Source organism: Paenibacillus chondroitinus NBRC 15376 (genome assembly GCF_004000765.1).
GTDB lineage: Bacteria > Bacillota > Bacilli > Paenibacillales > NBRC-103111 > Paenibacillus_E > Paenibacillus_E chondroitinus.
Map to the genome: position 1 here is coordinate 1 of NZ_BILW01000034.1, position 15,230 is coordinate 15,230.

A 15,230-nucleotide genomic window follows, 5' to 3' on the forward strand; every position below is an offset into this window, starting at 1 on the left:
AGCCGCCTTATCCTGGGCGCAAGCCATTGTTCGCGATGCTTTCCTAGCTGAAGATGTGGTTCAGGAAGCTTTTCTTAAAGTAAAAGACAACATAAACAATCTGAAAGACGAAGAGAAATTTGGTGCGTGGTTTCGGGTTATGGTTCGCCGAATCGCAATGAATTCGATTCGTGGAGCCGCTAACCGGAGCGAATATGTTACGGAGGATATACCGGAAACAGGCTGGGAAGCGTTTAGCGGGGGCGAAGCGTTCAGTCCAGAAGCCTCGCAGGAGCGAGAAGAGGACGAAGACCTGATTCGCAGTTCCATGCGCCCGCTTTCTGAGCAGGCACGCGAGGTTTTAAGCGCGAATGCATTTGAGGATGCGACTACGGAAGAATTGGCTGCCCGCTTCGGGATGAAACCCAGCAATATTTACAATTTGCTGTCCCGCGCGAGGGTGAAAGTGAATGAAGAGCGATTCCGCAAGGAAATCGAGCGTTATCTGGAGGTGCGGAAGAAGAGTGGATACACAGCCGCCAGAATGCTGCCGGTTCCGGTGTTTTCTCGGCCTTATGCCTTTCTATCGGTTATGATTGGTGAAGCGCTTCGAACGGTAGGAGAGGAACACATTTCCCATACGGAGCTGATGGGGATCTCAGGGGATGCGTTCCGTTTGAATGTGGCGACAAGCTGTCATTCGCATGGAATTTCAACATTTGACTGGAGTTACACCGCATATCGCATTCTAGAGCGGCTCGGCATTCGCGGGACCTGTTTTGGTCGTCCTCAACGAAAGACGTTAACACCGGAACAGCAAGTTCATATCTTATCCATTCTTCATGGCTCAATCGACCAAGGTGTTCCTGCGATTATTTGGAACATGCAAAGCAATGAGTTTGGGTTTATCTATGGTTACGATGACAGCGATCAGAAAATCCTGTATCTGGGTCATAGCGGAGTGGAACGTATTGTCCGTTATGACCAGTTGGGGCGAAAGACTGATCAACCGCCATTGTTCGTGCTTGGTATTCGCGGGAAAGTGGCGCCTTCTCAGACAGTGGACGCCACATTGCGAGCGATTATTGATCATGCAAGAGGGAAAGAGCCTCCTCTGGCCGGCTACGCCTTTGGCCTTGACGGTTACCGCCTCTGGCTGGAGGCAGTTGAGGATGGTTCGCTTGATTTGCAAGGACATGCCTATCAAGTGGCGATTCTAGCCGAAGCTCGGCAGCATGCGGCTAAATATTTGCTGGAGCTGTCGAATAACAGCAACAATGTCTGGCGCAAACAGCGGTTTGCTGAAGCGGCAGCGTGCTATATGCAAGTCAGCGAATCGTTTACTCGCTTGTATCCGAGTTTTCCATTTGGATATGGAGGCAGTCATGCAGGCCGAATGAGCAAGATTAGGGATGAACTACGGTTCGCTTGGGATGCCGAAAAAGAAGGCATTCATATAATTGCAGCAATTGTGGAATGAGTGTGATAGAAATTACGCATCCGCTGTGTCTATAAGTTGAACGACTAACTAAGGAGGAAAACGAAGATGTCACATCCGATTAATGCTTTTATGCCAGCCGTATTTGTTCCCGTTCAAGATCTTAAACGCGCTATTGAATGGTATGCGAATTTGTTTCAGCGCCCGATTGTACCTCAGCCTGATCAGGACACCCATGGTATTTATATTTTTGCTTTGGAGGAAACGGAAATTATTCTAGACAAGAATACCTGGGGATCTCCACCGACAGTAATGTTCGATGCTCATGATATCCATGCTGCCCATCAATTCTGTGAGCATAGACCGCATACGGTATTAACAGAAGCTTTTACTGACGAGTATATATCCGTTTTTAATGTAAACTCTCATATGGTTTGTAAAGCGAATCGTGATTTAGGTCTAAAACCGGCGAGGCCCGCGAATGTCTGTTTGCGAAAAGTTAGCCGAATCTTAGCACATACCGATGATATCGAGGATACGACGGCTTGGTATGAAGCTTTTGTAGGGAAAAACGCTGGTTCAGATCCTCTTTTCGGCGACTTGCCAGCGATTCTAATGGATCGAGGCCCTCATTTGCTAATTGACGATAATAGGTTAAGTCATTCCTCAAGTCAATATTTTGAGCAGCTTCAGGTGGAAACTCGCACGAATCCGATTATGATCATTGAAACGCCGAATTTGGGCGCTGCCCTTGATCATGTCCGTTCTGTAGGTGGTCTTGTTAGAGAGGGCATTGAAAAGCGGTTGGGGGTTACCTGTTTCGAATTTCAAGATCCTGATGGCAACGGATATCTGGTTGTGGAAGAAGTGGACAAAACAGCACAATAAGAGATGAGACGGCGAGATGGCATATGGTGTTCAGCGAGGCGAATTTGGTAAAATATAACCAAATAGAGCTAGGGAAGGGTTGACCATATGCCATTTTTATCATTGACGAGTTGGAGCTTGCACAGACTGCTGGGGCCATTACGCTGGACGCGCTGGGATGAAACAACACGCTCACAAATTACGGCAGCGCAAGAGCAACCAGAACATCTTACACTGCTTGAGCTCCCCGCTGTGCTTGCCGACAAAGGCTTTGTTTCTTTGGAGGTTTGCCATTTTCATTTTCCGGAAACGAGCGCAGCGTATCTTACTGCATTGAAACAATCATTCCAAGCAGCGAATGTTCGCTTTTATACGCTGCTGCTCGAGTATGGCGATATCTCTAGCGCTGATGAGGATCGCAGAGCCTCGGACATCGCTTGGATCAAGGAATGGATCGATATTGCTGCCATTGCTGGAGCAGAAAGAGTTCGTGTGATTGCCGGCGATGCGGAGCCTTCAGACGTACAAGCCTTAGAGCGTTCCGCTAAAGCTATACAAGAATTAGGCGAATACGCCAGCTCACGCGGGGTTAGGGTGGTTACAGAAAATTTCCACTCACTGACTTCTGTGGCTGATAATTGCCTTGCTTTGCTGGAGAAATGCGAAGATGTCCTTGGGTTCACGTCCGATTATGGCAATTTCAAAGGAAGCGACAAGTTCGAAGCGCTCGCCAGAACGATCCCATTTAGTGAATCCATCCATGCCAAAGCGCAAACGGATAGCGAAGGATATCCGGATGAAGAAGAGTTCATCAGCTGTATGGAGATTGCGAAGCAAGCTGGGTACGAAGGGCCGTTTACACTCGTCTACGATGGACCTGGCGACATGTGGGATGGGATTGAGCGCGTTCGAAAGCTTGTTGCTCCGTATGTTACATCAATGTAAAGCGTGTGATTTCCGATAAAGTTCATCGGGATATAAGAAATAATATTGACGATACTTCCTATACAGTGATACTGTGTATATACAAGGACTACCGTTCAAACGGAGACACTTTCTCTATTCAGAGAAGTTGTCTCTTTTTTTGTTTACCAGCCAATCAGGCATTAGTAGAAAATAGAAAGGAATGATTGCATATGCCAACCGATGCACAGCAAACTGTCTTACTCCCAGAGGTAGAGGAGAACCGACAAGGAGACTATCCGGTTCACTCGCTTTTTCTGAATCGTTGGTCCTCTCGTGCTTTTGAACCGAAAGAGGTTGCCGACGAAACGTTGTATACAATCCTGGAAGCCGCGCGCTGGGCGCCATCCTCAAGCAATTTGCAGCCATGGCGATTTATCGTTGCCAAAACGGAAGCTCAGAAGCAGAAATTTCAATCGTTCATTAAGCCAAATAACCGCTTATGGACGGATCATGCCCCAGTACTTGTCCTCGTTTTATCGCACAAGCTCCGTCAAGACGGAGCTCTGAATGGCGCCCACGCGTTCGATGCCGGTGCGGCTTGGGCCTCGCTTGCTTTTCAAGCCCATTTACTGGGTCTTGCAACGCGAGCTGTTGGTGGCTATGACAGAGACATCGCCCGTGAAGTCCTCAGCATACCCGAGGACTATGACCTGCATGCGGTGATTACTCTAGGTTATCGCGGTGCCAGTGAGCGTTTGCCAAGTGAACTGCAAGAGCGCGAACTGCCGAATGGCCGCCGTCCGCTTAACGAAAGTATTATCGAAGGCTCCTTCTAGTTGGATGGAGTCATGGAGAAAGCAGTTTGCTGCTTTGTTAACCGTTCAACTGCTTGTTTCAACAGCGCATGGCATGTTTATCCCGCTGCTGCCAGGATTTCTTCATGTCATCGGTTTTGTTAGCGGAGAATCACTGTACATCTGGTCAGGTGTGATATTCTCAGCTAATTTTGTTGCGATGATGGTTGCGATTCCTTTTCTGGGTCGTATCGGGGATCGGTATGGCCGCAAGCCAGTCATGCTGTGGTCCGGTTTAGGCATGGCGATTATTACAGCATTAATGCCGCTTGCCGCGGAGCCATGGCAGTTAGCTTTGCTGCGATTATTACAAGGCTGTTTTACCGGCATACTGCCATTTACGATGGTGCTTGTCCTGATCGGCGCTCCAGATAAGCAAGTCGGCGTTTCCGCAGGTAAATTGCAAGTGATGGGCGAGACAGGATCACTGATCGGACCGCTGATCGCCTCATCCTTGCTTTCTTTTCTATCAGTAAGAAGTGCTTATCCAGCCATGAGTGTTTTTATTTTACTTGCGACTGTATGCGTTTTGTTGTTCGTCAAAGACAAAACCCAAGTAAGAGACGAAGTTTCGAGGCCGAAAGGGACGCTTCTAGCCGACTGGCAGCAGATTTGGCATACGAAGCCACTGCCGTCTTTACTGATAAGCGCTTTATGTGTGAACTTTGCATTTGTAGGGACGAATCCCATTCTTCCGTACTATGTGCAGCAGTCCACACACGTGTTTTCATTTTTTAATAGCCAATGGCTTCTAGGAATTACTTTATCGGCGACCTCTTTTGCTGTTATCCTCTTTTCGCCGATGCTTGGCAGGCTTTCCGACCGGATTGGTCCCTTATTACTGCTGAAAATGGCTACGTCGACTGCATTTTTCCTGTGTTTGGTGCAAGCTTTCACGCATTTGTACCCGCTCATACTTGGCTGCCGTTTTCTACTGGGGCTGTGTGTAGCAGGGATGATGCCGAATATCCAGGCACAGGTGAGAAAATTGGCTCGCCAAGGGATGGAAGGTCAGACATTTGCGATGGTGAATGCTTGGATGTTTCTCGGGTGCTTATTAGGTCCGTTATTAGGAGGTGTCATCATGGCGCGTTTCGGCGTGGAGGGTTGGTTCACTACGGCTATGATTGTCTATGCCGTATCGTTCTGGCAATCATTCCGGATCAGTCGAGTCCAGTCAATGACGGTTCAGTCGGAAAGAGGGCACGTAACTATCGCGGAGATAGGGACCAAATAATTGTTGATCATGTCGCTTTCAAAAAGAAAAAAGGAACTGGGAGCAAAGCCTCCAGTTCCTTTTCATTTTAGTCCGTAATGTTATTCATATAGTAGGCGATGATATCTTTGCGGCGAATAATACCCAAGAAAATTTGTTTGTCATCGACGACAGGAACAAAGTTTTGATCGGCTGCTTTGGCCAGCATATCCTCCATAAAAGCGTCAATGGAGACACATTCGTTGCGAATATGTTTTTTTATGCTGCTAACCGGGATCTCATCCATGTTCTCGAACGTAACGCCAGGCTTATTTTTGAGCGTCCACAACAGGTCGCCTTCGGAAAGTGTGCCAACGTACTTTCCACCTTCATCGACGATGGGAAGTGCTGTATAATAGTGCTGCTCTAATTGTTCCATTGCTTCCTTCATGGAAGAGGTTGACTTAATAAAGGCTACTTTGTCCTTCGGAAATAAAAATGAGGCAGTTTTCATGGTCAGTAATTACCTTTCAGGGAATTTTCAAAACATGATACATCCATTAAACCATATTTTCGGCAAGATGACCTTGAAAGTTCTTGCCAAATTCGACAGAGACTTCATTATCATATACCCAAATCAAGATAATTACTAACATTACGATGAAAATTTTATCAGAAAAAATAAGTAGAGAAAAGATTGGCATCTGCGTATATACTTGTCTTATGGGAATCTATGCTAATTTGAGCCACTAGGAGGCGTATATCATATGTTGAAAATTGCAATTGCCGGAACAGGATGGTTTGCTGAAAAGCACGCTAGCTTGTTAGCTGCCAGGGAGGATGCGCAAGTCGTTGCTTTTCTTGGTTCTTCGCTGCCAAAGGCGGAGAAAATGGCGCAGAAATTCGCTGGCGCACAAGCTTTTGACGAGATAGAGCAGATGCTCGATACGGTAAAACCAGACGCTGTATACATAAGTGTGCCGCCTATGGCGCATGGTAGTATTGAAGATGCAATCGTCCAGCGAAGTATCCCGTTCCTGATTGAAAAGCCGATCGGGTTGGACATGGACACGGTGAATCGCATCCAAGATCAGGTGAGTAGCAGGAATATCATCACCTCGGTCGGTTATCATATCCGATATACGGACACCGTGCAGAAGGCGAAAGAGCTGCTGGAAACCCGCAAAGTCGGAATGGCGGTTGGCAGTTGGTTAGGAGACATGCCAGGCGTTCATTGGTGGCGTAAGCAAAACGGGTCTGGCGGTCAATTTGTCGAGCAAACAACGCATATTGTGGATTTGGTTCGCTATTTGGTTGGCGAAGTGGAGGAAGTGTACGCAGTTTATGCGCAGCAGCATATACATACGAAACACGACGGCGTTGAAGTCGCGGATGTCGGGGCTGTAACATTGAAGCTAGCAGGCGGTGCCATTGCGTCCATCACGAATACGTGTATGCTGCCTTTCGGCCATCGATCGGGATTGGAACTGTTTACAGATAAAGGTGTATTGGAAATTCAACAAAATAGGTACTTAAAGAACCATGAAAGTACGCAAACAACAGAGTATAAGAACCTCCTTAATCCTTATGCAATTGAGACGGATGCCTTCTTGCATGCGATCAAAACCGGAGATCGTTCGCGGATTTTGACAGATTACGCCGACGCCGCGGTCACGCTTCGCATTACTTTAGCAGCATTGGAGTCTTCTGTAAGCGGATTGCCTATTAAATTAAGATAATCATGAGAACAAACATCGCGAAATTGCGGTGTTTTTTTCATGGGCGGGTAAATTCATAGCCTGTCAGGTATAAGCCTTCAGAAAGGCGTGTATATATAAAACATGTTATTGGAAGCGGTTACAACTTGTCCCATGAAGAAGCAAATCACCGATCTTATCCTCGGCTAACATGCAGGAATAGCGATCATGTCGAAGGAGGCGGTCATATGGAACTGTCCTTGACGGAAGAACAGAATATGATTCGTGCTATGGTGCGTGATTTTGCCAAAAACGAAATTGAACCTACGGCTGCTCAAAGGGATGAAGAAGAGCGATTCGATCGGACCTTATTCGATAAAATGGGCGAGCTTGGCTTGACGGGAATCCCATGGCCTGAAGAATACGGGGGGCTCGGATCTGATTTCTTGACGTATGCCATCGTCGTTGAGGAGCTCTCGAAAGCCTGCGCTTCTACAGGCGTGATGTTATCCGTCCATACGTCATTAGTTTCATGGGCGCTCTCGAAATACGGGACGGAAACGCAGAAAAAGGCGTTTTTAACGCCGCTGGCTCTAGGCAAGAAGCTCGGCGCTTACAGCTTGACAGAAAGCGGTTCGGGCTCTGATGCAGGAGCGATGAAAACAACGGCTGTCAAGGACGGGGACCATTATGTGCTAAATGGTTCCAAGCTATTTGTCACGAATGGCGGGGAAGCGGACGTCTATATCGTTTTTGCGATAACGGATCCAGTCAACAAAAAGCGCGGATGCAGCGCATTTCTTGTGGAGAAAGGGACCGAGGGCTTTATTTTCGGTCACAAGGAGAAAAAACTGGGCATTCGCTCTTCGCCAACGCTCGAGCTGCGATTTGAGAACTGCCGAGTGCCCGAAGGACATTTGCTCGGCGTAGAGGGAGAGGGCTTCCGAATCGCGATGCGAAGCCTGGACGGCGGGCGTATCGGCATAGCCGCGCAAGCGCTCGGGATTGCCCAGGCGGCGATGGAGGCATCGATTAGCTACGCGAAACAGCGCAAGCAATTCGGAAAGCCGATCGGTGAGCAGCAGGCTATTGCTTTTAAGCTTGCGGATATGGCTACCCAGATTGAAGCTGCCAGATTGCTGACCTATCAAGCCGCGTGGAAGGAAAGCAAAGGCTTGCCGTATGGGAAGGAGGCCGCCATAGCGAAGCTTTTTGCCAGTGATACGGCTGTGGCTGTCAGTCTTGAAGCTGTCCAAATTTTCGGAGGTTATGGGTACACGAAAGATTATCCGGTTGAACGGTATATGCGCGACGCCAAGGTTACACAAATCTATGAAGGGACGAACGAAATTCAGCGTATTGTGATTTCCCGCATGCTGCTTGCCGACTAGACGCGGCAGGAAGAGAGAAAGGGGAGCGATGAGATGAGTAACAGCTATCACCCTGGACTGGAGAACGTTATTGCTAGTGAAACGGGAATTTCGTATCTGGATGTCGAAAAGGAAGAAATTGTTGTTCGCGGATATGACCTCATCGAGCTTGCGCAGCATGTTACCTATCTGGATGTAGCAGCGCTATTGCTTGAGGGGGTGCTGCCTGATGACCATGTACGGTCATCGTTTGAAGAAAAAATTAAAGACGAATATGGATTGCCACCGAACGTTTGTTCTGTCCTTCGTTTATTGCCAGAGCAAGCTAATCTTATGGATGTGCTCCGAACGGGAATTTCGGCTTTGGCCAGCTACGATACCGAACTTGAAGATCGTTCTAAGGAGGCAAATACGCGAAAAGCGATCAGGTTGCTGGCAAAGGTACCGCAAATAGTTGCCAATGGGTATCAAGCCAAGACCAAACAAACGTTCGTAGAACCCCGAAGAGAATTATCCTATTCAGCTAATTTCTTGTACATGATAACGGGTCAAGTACCTACGAAGATGGAAGAGGATATTTTCGACCAATCACTCATCGTCTATAGTGAGCATGAAATGCCGAATTCGACATTCGCGGCAAGAGTGATTGCTTCGACGCAGTCCGATCTGTACGGCGCGCTTACTGGGGCGGTTGCCTCGTTGAAAGGAACGCTGCATGGCGGCGCTAATGAAGCTGTCATGGAGATGCTGCTTGAGGCAGGTTCGGAAGGCAACTTGGAAACACTCATGTTAAGCAAACTGGCTCGGAAGGAACGCATTATGGGTTTCGGTCATCGGGTTTATATGAAAAAAGCCGATCCGCGCGCGTTATTGATGAAAGATGCGTTAGCTGCCCTTGCGTTAGAGAAAAATCAACCGGAGCTGTACACGATGTGTGTGGTTGGTGAAGAAGTCATGAAACGCGAGAAAAATTTGCACCCGAACTTGGACTATTATGCAGCTCCTGTTTATTATTTACTCGGCATCCCGATTGAATTGTTCACTCCGGTATTTCTCGCTGCCCGTACGATTGGCGTGAGCAGCCATGTGATGGAGCAGCACGCGAATAATCGGCTATTCCGGCCTCGTGTCCTGTACACAGGACCTCGCAACTTACATCCTTGAGCGCTGGAAATTCATTTGCCAGAAAGGACGACATTGTGAATGAGCGGATTTGAGAACTCGGCCGATAAGGAGATGACTTTTGACCCGTTAATTGAAGCAATAGCCGACTATGCACTAAACGCGCATATTGAAAGTGAAGAAGCGTATCGCATTGCGCAGCATGTGTTGTTGGATTCCCTGGGGACCGGCTTGCTGGCGCTGCGTTTTCCCGAATGTGTGAAGCATCTGGGACCGATTGTGCCGGGAGCGAGCTTGCCAGGAGGCGCCCGAGTGCCGGGTACACGATACGAATTGGACCCTGTGCATGCGGCTTTCAATATCGGGTGCATGATCCGTTGGCTTGATTATAATGACACGTGGTTGGCTGCTGAATGGGGGCATCCGTCCGACAATCTAGGTTGTATCGTGGCGCTTGTCGACTATATTAGCCGCAGCAGGGTGGCAGAGGGCAAAATGCCGCTCTACGTGAAGGATATTCTTACGATGTCGATTAAGGCGCATGAGATTCAAGGCGTTCTGGCCTTAGAAAATAGTTTGAATCGTGTGGGATTAGACCATGTTCATCTTGTAAAAATAGCGTCAACGGCCGTAGCGACTGCCATGCTTGGCGGAACGAAGGCGGAGGTGTGCAGCGCGCTCTCGAATGCCTGGATTGATGGAGCCAGTTTAAGAACTTACAGGCATGCGCCTAATACAGGCTCGCGCAAGTCCTGGGCTGCGGGGGATGCGACAAGTCGCGCGGTGCGTCTGGCCTTAATGGCTGTAGGCGGTGAGATGGGGTATGCTACCGCGCTTTCGGCGAAAACATGGGGTTTCCAAGACGTGTTATTCCGTGGCAAGGAGCTGATTTTAGGGCGAGAGCTGGGTTCCTATGTGATGGAAAATATTTTATTCAAAATTTCATTTCCTGCCGAATTTCATGCGCAGACAGCTGTGGAATGCGCGCTAGAGCTGCATCCATTGGTAAATGAGCGTATAGAGGAGATTAAGTCTATCACGCTTACGACCCATCAATCCGCTATCCGGATCATTGATAAGAAAGGACCTTTGTTTAACCCGGCGGATCGGGATCATTGCTTGCAGTACATGGTTGCCATCGGGCTGCTGTACGGGACGTTGACGGCTGAGCATTATGAAGAAAGCATCGCGAAAGACCCGCGTATTGATGCACTCAGGGCGAAGATGATCGTCACGGAAGAGGAACAGTACAGTAAGGATTATCTGGACCCGGACAAACGCTCAATTGCGAATGCGGTGCAAATTCATTTTCAGGATGGCACTTCGACGGAGAAAATTGTCTGTGAATACCCGATCGGCCATCGCAGGCGGCGTGCTGAAGGGCTGCCCAAGGTGATCGAGAAATTCGAGACGAACCTTCTGACCCGCTTCCCTAGGAAGAAATCAGCTGACATTATGAACCTTGCGCTTGACTACGAGCGTTTCATTCAAACGCCATGTCAGGAGTTCTTATCGCTTTTTGTTATTTGACCGATGGTTTGCACAAAAAGCAGGAAACATGATCATGCAGGAGGTTCCTATGGCATGGCTCATTGAAGAAGAACCGGAGCAAAGGGAGTTAGCCGCCCGTTTTCGTCAACTCGTCGAAGCGGGTCCTATTGTGAAAATCCCCGGCGCCCATGATGGAATGGCAGCTCTTATCGCCAAACAAGCTCGGTTTGAAGCCATCTATCTTTCCGGTGCCGCGTACACAGCCAGCAGAGGGCTGCCGGATTTGGGCCTCATCTACTCGAATGAGGTGGCGGAGCGCGCTCGTGAACTGGTTCGTGCGGCACGTCTTCCGCTGTTGGTAGACATCGACACCGGATTTGGAAGTGTTCTGAATGCAGCACGAACAGCGAAGGAGATGGTGGAAGCCAAAGTTGCGGCCGTTCAACTGGAAGATCAAGAAATGCCAAAGAAATGCGGCCATTTAAACGGGAAAAAGCTGGTTCCCGCTGAGGAGATGATGCAAAAAATTCAAACGATCAAGACCGTTTCCCCCTCTTTATATCTGATTGCCCGCACGGACGCCAAAAGTGTAGAGGGAATGGATGCAGCGATTGCTCGAGCGAAGCAGTATGTAGCAGCAGGCGCAGATGCTATTTTCCCGGAAGCGCTGGAGAAAGAAGAGGAATTTCTTAGATTTAGCCAAGAATTAACCTGTCCCTTGCTGGCGAATATGACGGAGTTCGGAAGAACGCCGTACTTTACGGCGCAGCAGTTTGAAAGCTGGGGTTATCGCATTGTGATTTATCCAGTGACTTCTCTGCGTGTAGCAGCCAAGGCGATGGAGAGAGTTTTTGAGGAAATTCAGATGACAGGAACGCAGAAGGAATCGCTAGACCACATGCAAACACGCAGCGAGCTATACGATACGATTCGTTACTTTGAGTATGAAGCGCTGGATGGGAAAATTGCCAAAACCGTTTTGCCCGAGAGGGGCTAGGCCTCACTGATATCCTAATGTCGGTGGGGTTTTTGTGCACATCCGCCATCCGAGGAGAGGAGGTCCAGCGGTGTCATCAGGGAATCATAAAGTGCGATTCATCACTGCTTCCGCTTTGTTCGACGGCCATGATGTGTCCATAACAATTATGCGGCGGATTCTGCAAGCTAGCGGAGCAGAAGTGATTCATCTTGGGCATAACCGGTCGGTTCAGGAGATTGTGCAGGCAGCGATACAGGAGGATGTTCAAGGCATTGCCGTTTCCTCTTATCAAGGCGGGCATGTCGAATTTTTCACCTATATGATTGATTTGCTGCGTGAAAATGGCGCCTCCAGCATTAAAGTTTTCGGTGGAGGGGGCGGCGTCATCCTGCCATCGGAGATCAAACGGCTGCATGCGTATGGCGTTACACGCCTTTTTTCGCCGGACGACGGCAGGGAGCTAGGGCTTCAAGGGATGATTTCTTACATGATGAAGGAGTGCGATTTCAGTACGGTTGCTACCGGTCGGAAGGGAGCTAGCGGAACTGAAACAGCAAAAGATCATAGATCTCTGGCGCAGCGTATAACTAGGGAAGAACTCTCGTGTGATAACGCAGCGGATAATCCGCCAGAACAGCGCTTGCCGTCACAGGTGCCCACATGTCCAATTGTCGGAATCACTGGCACAGGAGGCGCGGGGAAAAGCTCCTTAACGGACGAAATCGTCCAGCGTTTCCTCCGGCAATATCCGGATAAGACGATAGCTATTTTATCGGTTGACCCAACCAAACAACGAAGCGGGGGAGCTTTGCTTGGCGATCGGATACGCATGAATGCCGTCCATTCCGAGCGCGTGTATATGCGCAGTATGGCTACTCGTGGATCGGGTAACGAATTATCCGCTGCGCTTAGCCCGGCAATCGCTGTTTTGCAGGAAGCGGGCTTTGATCTGATTCTTGTCGAAACAAGCGGAATTGGCCAAGGCGATCATCAGATCACCAAACTTGCGGATGTCTCCCTTTATGTGATGACTAGCGAATTCGGCGCGCCTTCGCAGTTAGAGAAGATCGATATGCTTGATTACGCAGATTTGGTGGCGATTAACAAATTTGACCGGCGAGGGTCCGAAGATGCGCTTCGGGATGTGAAGAAGCAGGTACAGCGAAATCACGGCAGATTCTCTGAGCCTTATGAATCAATGCCTGTCTATGGCACGATGGCTAGTCAATTTAACGATGTTGGCGTGGATGCGTTATTTAAAGCCATTATTCAGACGTTGAACATCAAATGCTCGCTGCAATGGCCGATTGACGGATTCGGGTCGGCTTCACACGCGAAAACACATGTCATTATACCGGTGGATCGTACGCGATATCTCGGTGAAATCGCACAGTGTATTCGGTCCTATCATGCTGTTGCGGAAAAGGAGGCGGAGTTGGCGAGCGCCTGCTACCGGCTCGATGGAGCGATTGCTGTCACAAGGCAAATGCAAGCTCCAGAGCATGCTCTGGAGGAAAGCTTAGCTTCGCTGCATGCGATAAAGCTGAATTATGAGAATCAGATGCATAAAGATACACTCCGGATGCTTGCGCAGTGGCCCGAACGCCAGAAACAGTATGGCGGCAAGACGTTCATTACGCGTGTACGGGAGAAGGAGATCGTTACGGAGCTTACCACGACAAGCTTATCAGGAGTGGATATTCCCAAAATCAGCTTGCCGAAATATAGAGATTCTGGGGATATCATTCGGTGGTTGTACCGAGAAAATGTGCCTGGAGAATTTCCTTATACCGCAGGCGTGTTTCCTTTCAAGCGTACCGCCGAGGACCCCAAACGTCAGTTCGCAGGTGAGGGCACACCGGAACGAACAAATCTGAGGTTCCATTATTTGTCCAAAAATGATCAAGCCAAACGTCTCAGTACAGCTTTTGACTCTGTGACCTTGTATGGGGAAGATCCAGACGAACGTCAGGATATTTATGGAAAAATAGGCGAAAGCGGCGTCAGTATCTGTACATTGGATGATATGAAAAAGCTGTATGCCGGCTTTGACCTGTGTGATCCGATGACGTCTGTTTCCATGACGATTAATGGGCCTGCGCCGATCATTTTGGCGATGTATATGAATACGGCAATGGATGATCAGATTCAGCGTTTCGCACAGAAACGTGGCAGAAAGCCAACAGTGGATGAGGCGTCCGAAATTCGCAGGACAACGCTGAAATCCGTTAGAGGAACGGTGCAAGCGGATATTTTGAAGGAGGATCAGGGACAGAACACCTGTATATTTTCTACGGAATTCGCGCTGCGAATGATGGGCGATATTCAGCAGTATTTTATCGATCAGGAAGTACGTAATTATTACTCGGTTTCCATCTCGGGTTATCATATTGCGGAAGCTGGAGCGAACCCGATTTCACAGCTCGCTTTCACGTTGGCCAATGGTTTTACTTATGTCGAATACTATCTGTCCCGTGGCATGTCGATTGATGATTTTGCGCCGAATCTTTCTTTCTTTTTCAGCAATGGATTAGATCCGGAATATACCGTTATCGGGCGGGTCGCGCGCCGCATCTGGGCTACAGCAATGAAAATGAAGTATGGCGGGAACGATCGCAGCCAGAAGCTGAAATATCACATTCAAACTTCCGGACGTTCGTTGCATGCGCAGGAAATGGATTTTAATGACATTCGAACGACCCTTCAAGCCTTGATGGCGCTGCTGGACAACTGCAATTCGCTGCATACGAATTCTTATGATGAAGCTGTAACGACGCCTACGGAAGAGTCGGTTCGCCGAGCGATGGCCATTCAGTTAATCATTACGAAAGAGCTTGGTTTCATTAAAAACGAAAACATGCTTCAGGGCTCTTTTATCATCGAGGAATTGACGGATCTGGTCGAGGAGGCTGTTCTGCAAGAGCTTGATCGCATTAGTGATCGTGGCGGGGTGCTCGGTGCCATGGAGACTCAGTATCAACGGGGTAAAATTCAGAATGAATCGATGCTCTATGAGATGAAAAAACATCAAGGGGACTTGCCGATCATTGGTGTCAATACATTTTTGAATCCTAATCCACCTGAAGGGGACATGGATATTCCGCTTGCTCGGGCGTCGGTGGCAGAGAAAGATCAACAAATTACCCATCTTCGGGAATTTCTTGATCGACATCAACAAGCGGCTCCAGCGGCTTTGCAGAAACTTCAGGGGGTGGCGCTCTCAGGCGGAAATATTTTCGCGGAATTAATGGAAACTGTCAAAGTGGCAAGTCTCGGGCAAATTACACGCGCGCTTTATCAAGTCGGCGGGCAGTATCGCAGAAACATGTAAA

At 48.7% G+C, this 15,230-nt stretch carries 12 protein-coding genes; 11 read left to right on the forward strand and 1 reads right to left on the reverse strand.

Translation table 11 applies throughout. The features are described 5' to 3' along the window. From PCH02S_RS26795 to PCH02S_RS26815, 5 genes are all read left to right on the forward strand, one after another. Positions 1-1,459, forward strand: a 1,459-nt coding sequence (locus PCH02S_RS26795) for an RNA polymerase sigma factor (protein ID WP_164819753.1), incomplete at its 5' end; no start/stop codon positions are given. Positions 1,460-1,525: 66 nt separating this feature from the next. After that, positions 1,526-2,305: a VOC family protein gene (locus PCH02S_RS26800; RefSeq protein ID WP_127457175.1), complete on the forward strand. Its 780-nt coding sequence runs from the start codon at positions 1,526-1,528 to the stop codon at positions 2,303-2,305. An 87-nt stretch (positions 2,306-2,392) separates the two neighbouring features. Continuing rightward, on the forward strand, positions 2,393-3,229 hold the full coding sequence (locus PCH02S_RS26805) for a sugar phosphate isomerase/epimerase family protein (RefSeq protein ID WP_127457176.1): 837 nt from the start codon (positions 2,393-2,395) through the stop codon (positions 3,227-3,229). Between the two features lie 191 nt (positions 3,230-3,420). After that, entirely contained in the window at positions 3,421-4,026 is a 606-nt protein-coding gene (locus tag PCH02S_RS26810) for a nitroreductase family protein (RefSeq protein ID WP_127457177.1), read from the forward strand. Next, the gene (locus PCH02S_RS26815; RefSeq protein ID WP_127457178.1) at positions 3,980-5,281 is read left to right on the forward strand and encodes an MFS transporter; all 1,302 of its coding nucleotides are present in this window, start codon (positions 3,980-3,982) and stop codon (positions 5,279-5,281) included. The genes PCH02S_RS26810 and PCH02S_RS26815 overlap by 47 nt, the downstream gene beginning before the upstream one ends. 67 nt (positions 5,282-5,348) lie before the next feature. Here the strand turns inward: PCH02S_RS26815 and PCH02S_RS26820 are convergent, their stop codons facing one another. Beyond that, entirely contained in the window at positions 5,349-5,753 is a 405-nt protein-coding gene (locus PCH02S_RS26820; RefSeq protein ID WP_127457179.1) for a CBS domain-containing protein, read from the reverse strand. A 253-nt stretch (positions 5,754-6,006) separates the two neighbouring features. Between PCH02S_RS26820 and PCH02S_RS26825 the strand changes: the two genes are divergently transcribed. From PCH02S_RS26825 to icmF, 6 genes are all read left to right on the forward strand, one after another. Beyond that, the gene (locus PCH02S_RS26825; protein ID WP_127457180.1) at positions 6,007-6,978 is read left to right on the forward strand and encodes a Gfo/Idh/MocA family protein; all 972 of its coding nucleotides are present in this window, start codon (positions 6,007-6,009) and stop codon (positions 6,976-6,978) included. 206 nt (positions 6,979-7,184) lie between these two features. After that, positions 7,185-8,327, forward strand: a complete 1,143-nt coding sequence (locus PCH02S_RS26830; RefSeq protein WP_127457181.1) for an acyl-CoA dehydrogenase — start codon at positions 7,185-7,187, stop codon at positions 8,325-8,327. Between the two features lie 33 nt (positions 8,328-8,360). Further along, a complete protein-coding gene (gene mmgD, locus PCH02S_RS26835) occupies positions 8,361-9,470 on the forward strand; it encodes a citrate synthase (RefSeq protein WP_127457182.1) in 1,110 nt (369 codons plus the stop codon). 39 nt (positions 9,471-9,509) lie between these two features. Beyond that, positions 9,510-10,958, forward strand: coding sequence for a bifunctional 2-methylcitrate dehydratase/aconitate hydratase (locus PCH02S_RS26840; RefSeq protein ID WP_246069266.1), 1,449 nt, complete (start codon positions 9,510-9,512; stop codon positions 10,956-10,958). A gap of 49 nt (positions 10,959-11,007) precedes the next feature. Further along, positions 11,008-11,916, forward strand: a complete 909-nt coding sequence (gene prpB, locus PCH02S_RS26845) for a methylisocitrate lyase (RefSeq protein WP_127457183.1) — start codon at positions 11,008-11,010, stop codon at positions 11,914-11,916. 70 nt (positions 11,917-11,986) lie between these two features. Continuing rightward, on the forward strand, positions 11,987-15,229 hold the full coding sequence (icmF, locus tag PCH02S_RS26850; RefSeq protein WP_246069267.1) for a fused isobutyryl-CoA mutase/GTPase IcmF: 3,243 nt from the start codon (positions 11,987-11,989) through the stop codon (positions 15,227-15,229). Position 15,230 lies beyond the last annotated feature (1 nt).

Coding starts and splice junctions, on each gene's coding strand:
- PCH02S_RS26825 (WP_127457180.1), top strand. CDS start 6,007: ATGTTGAAAATTGCAATTGCCGGAACAGGATGGTTTGCTGAAAAGCAC.
- PCH02S_RS26840 (WP_246069266.1), top strand. CDS start 9,510: ATGAGCGGATTTGAGAACTCGGCCGATAAGGAGATGACTTTTGACCCG.
- PCH02S_RS26810 (WP_127457177.1), top strand. CDS start 3,421: ATGCCAACCGATGCACAGCAAACTGTCTTACTCCCAGAGGTAGAGGAG.
- PCH02S_RS26830 (WP_127457181.1), top strand. CDS start 7,185: ATGGAACTGTCCTTGACGGAAGAACAGAATATGATTCGTGCTATGGTG.
- PCH02S_RS26800 (WP_127457175.1), top strand. CDS start 1,526: ATGTCACATCCGATTAATGCTTTTATGCCAGCCGTATTTGTTCCCGTT.
- mmgD (WP_127457182.1), top strand. CDS start 8,361: ATGAGTAACAGCTATCACCCTGGACTGGAGAACGTTATTGCTAGTGAA.
- PCH02S_RS26805 (WP_127457176.1), top strand. CDS start 2,393: ATGCCATTTTTATCATTGACGAGTTGGAGCTTGCACAGACTGCTGGGG.
- PCH02S_RS26815 (WP_127457178.1), top strand. CDS start 3,980: ATGGCCGCCGTCCGCTTAACGAAAGTATTATCGAAGGCTCCTTCTAGT.
- prpB (WP_127457183.1), top strand. CDS start 11,008: ATGGCATGGCTCATTGAAGAAGAACCGGAGCAAAGGGAGTTAGCCGCC.
- PCH02S_RS26820 (WP_127457179.1), bottom strand. CDS start 5,753: ATGAAAACTGCCTCATTTTTATTTCCGAAGGACAAAGTAGCCTTTATT.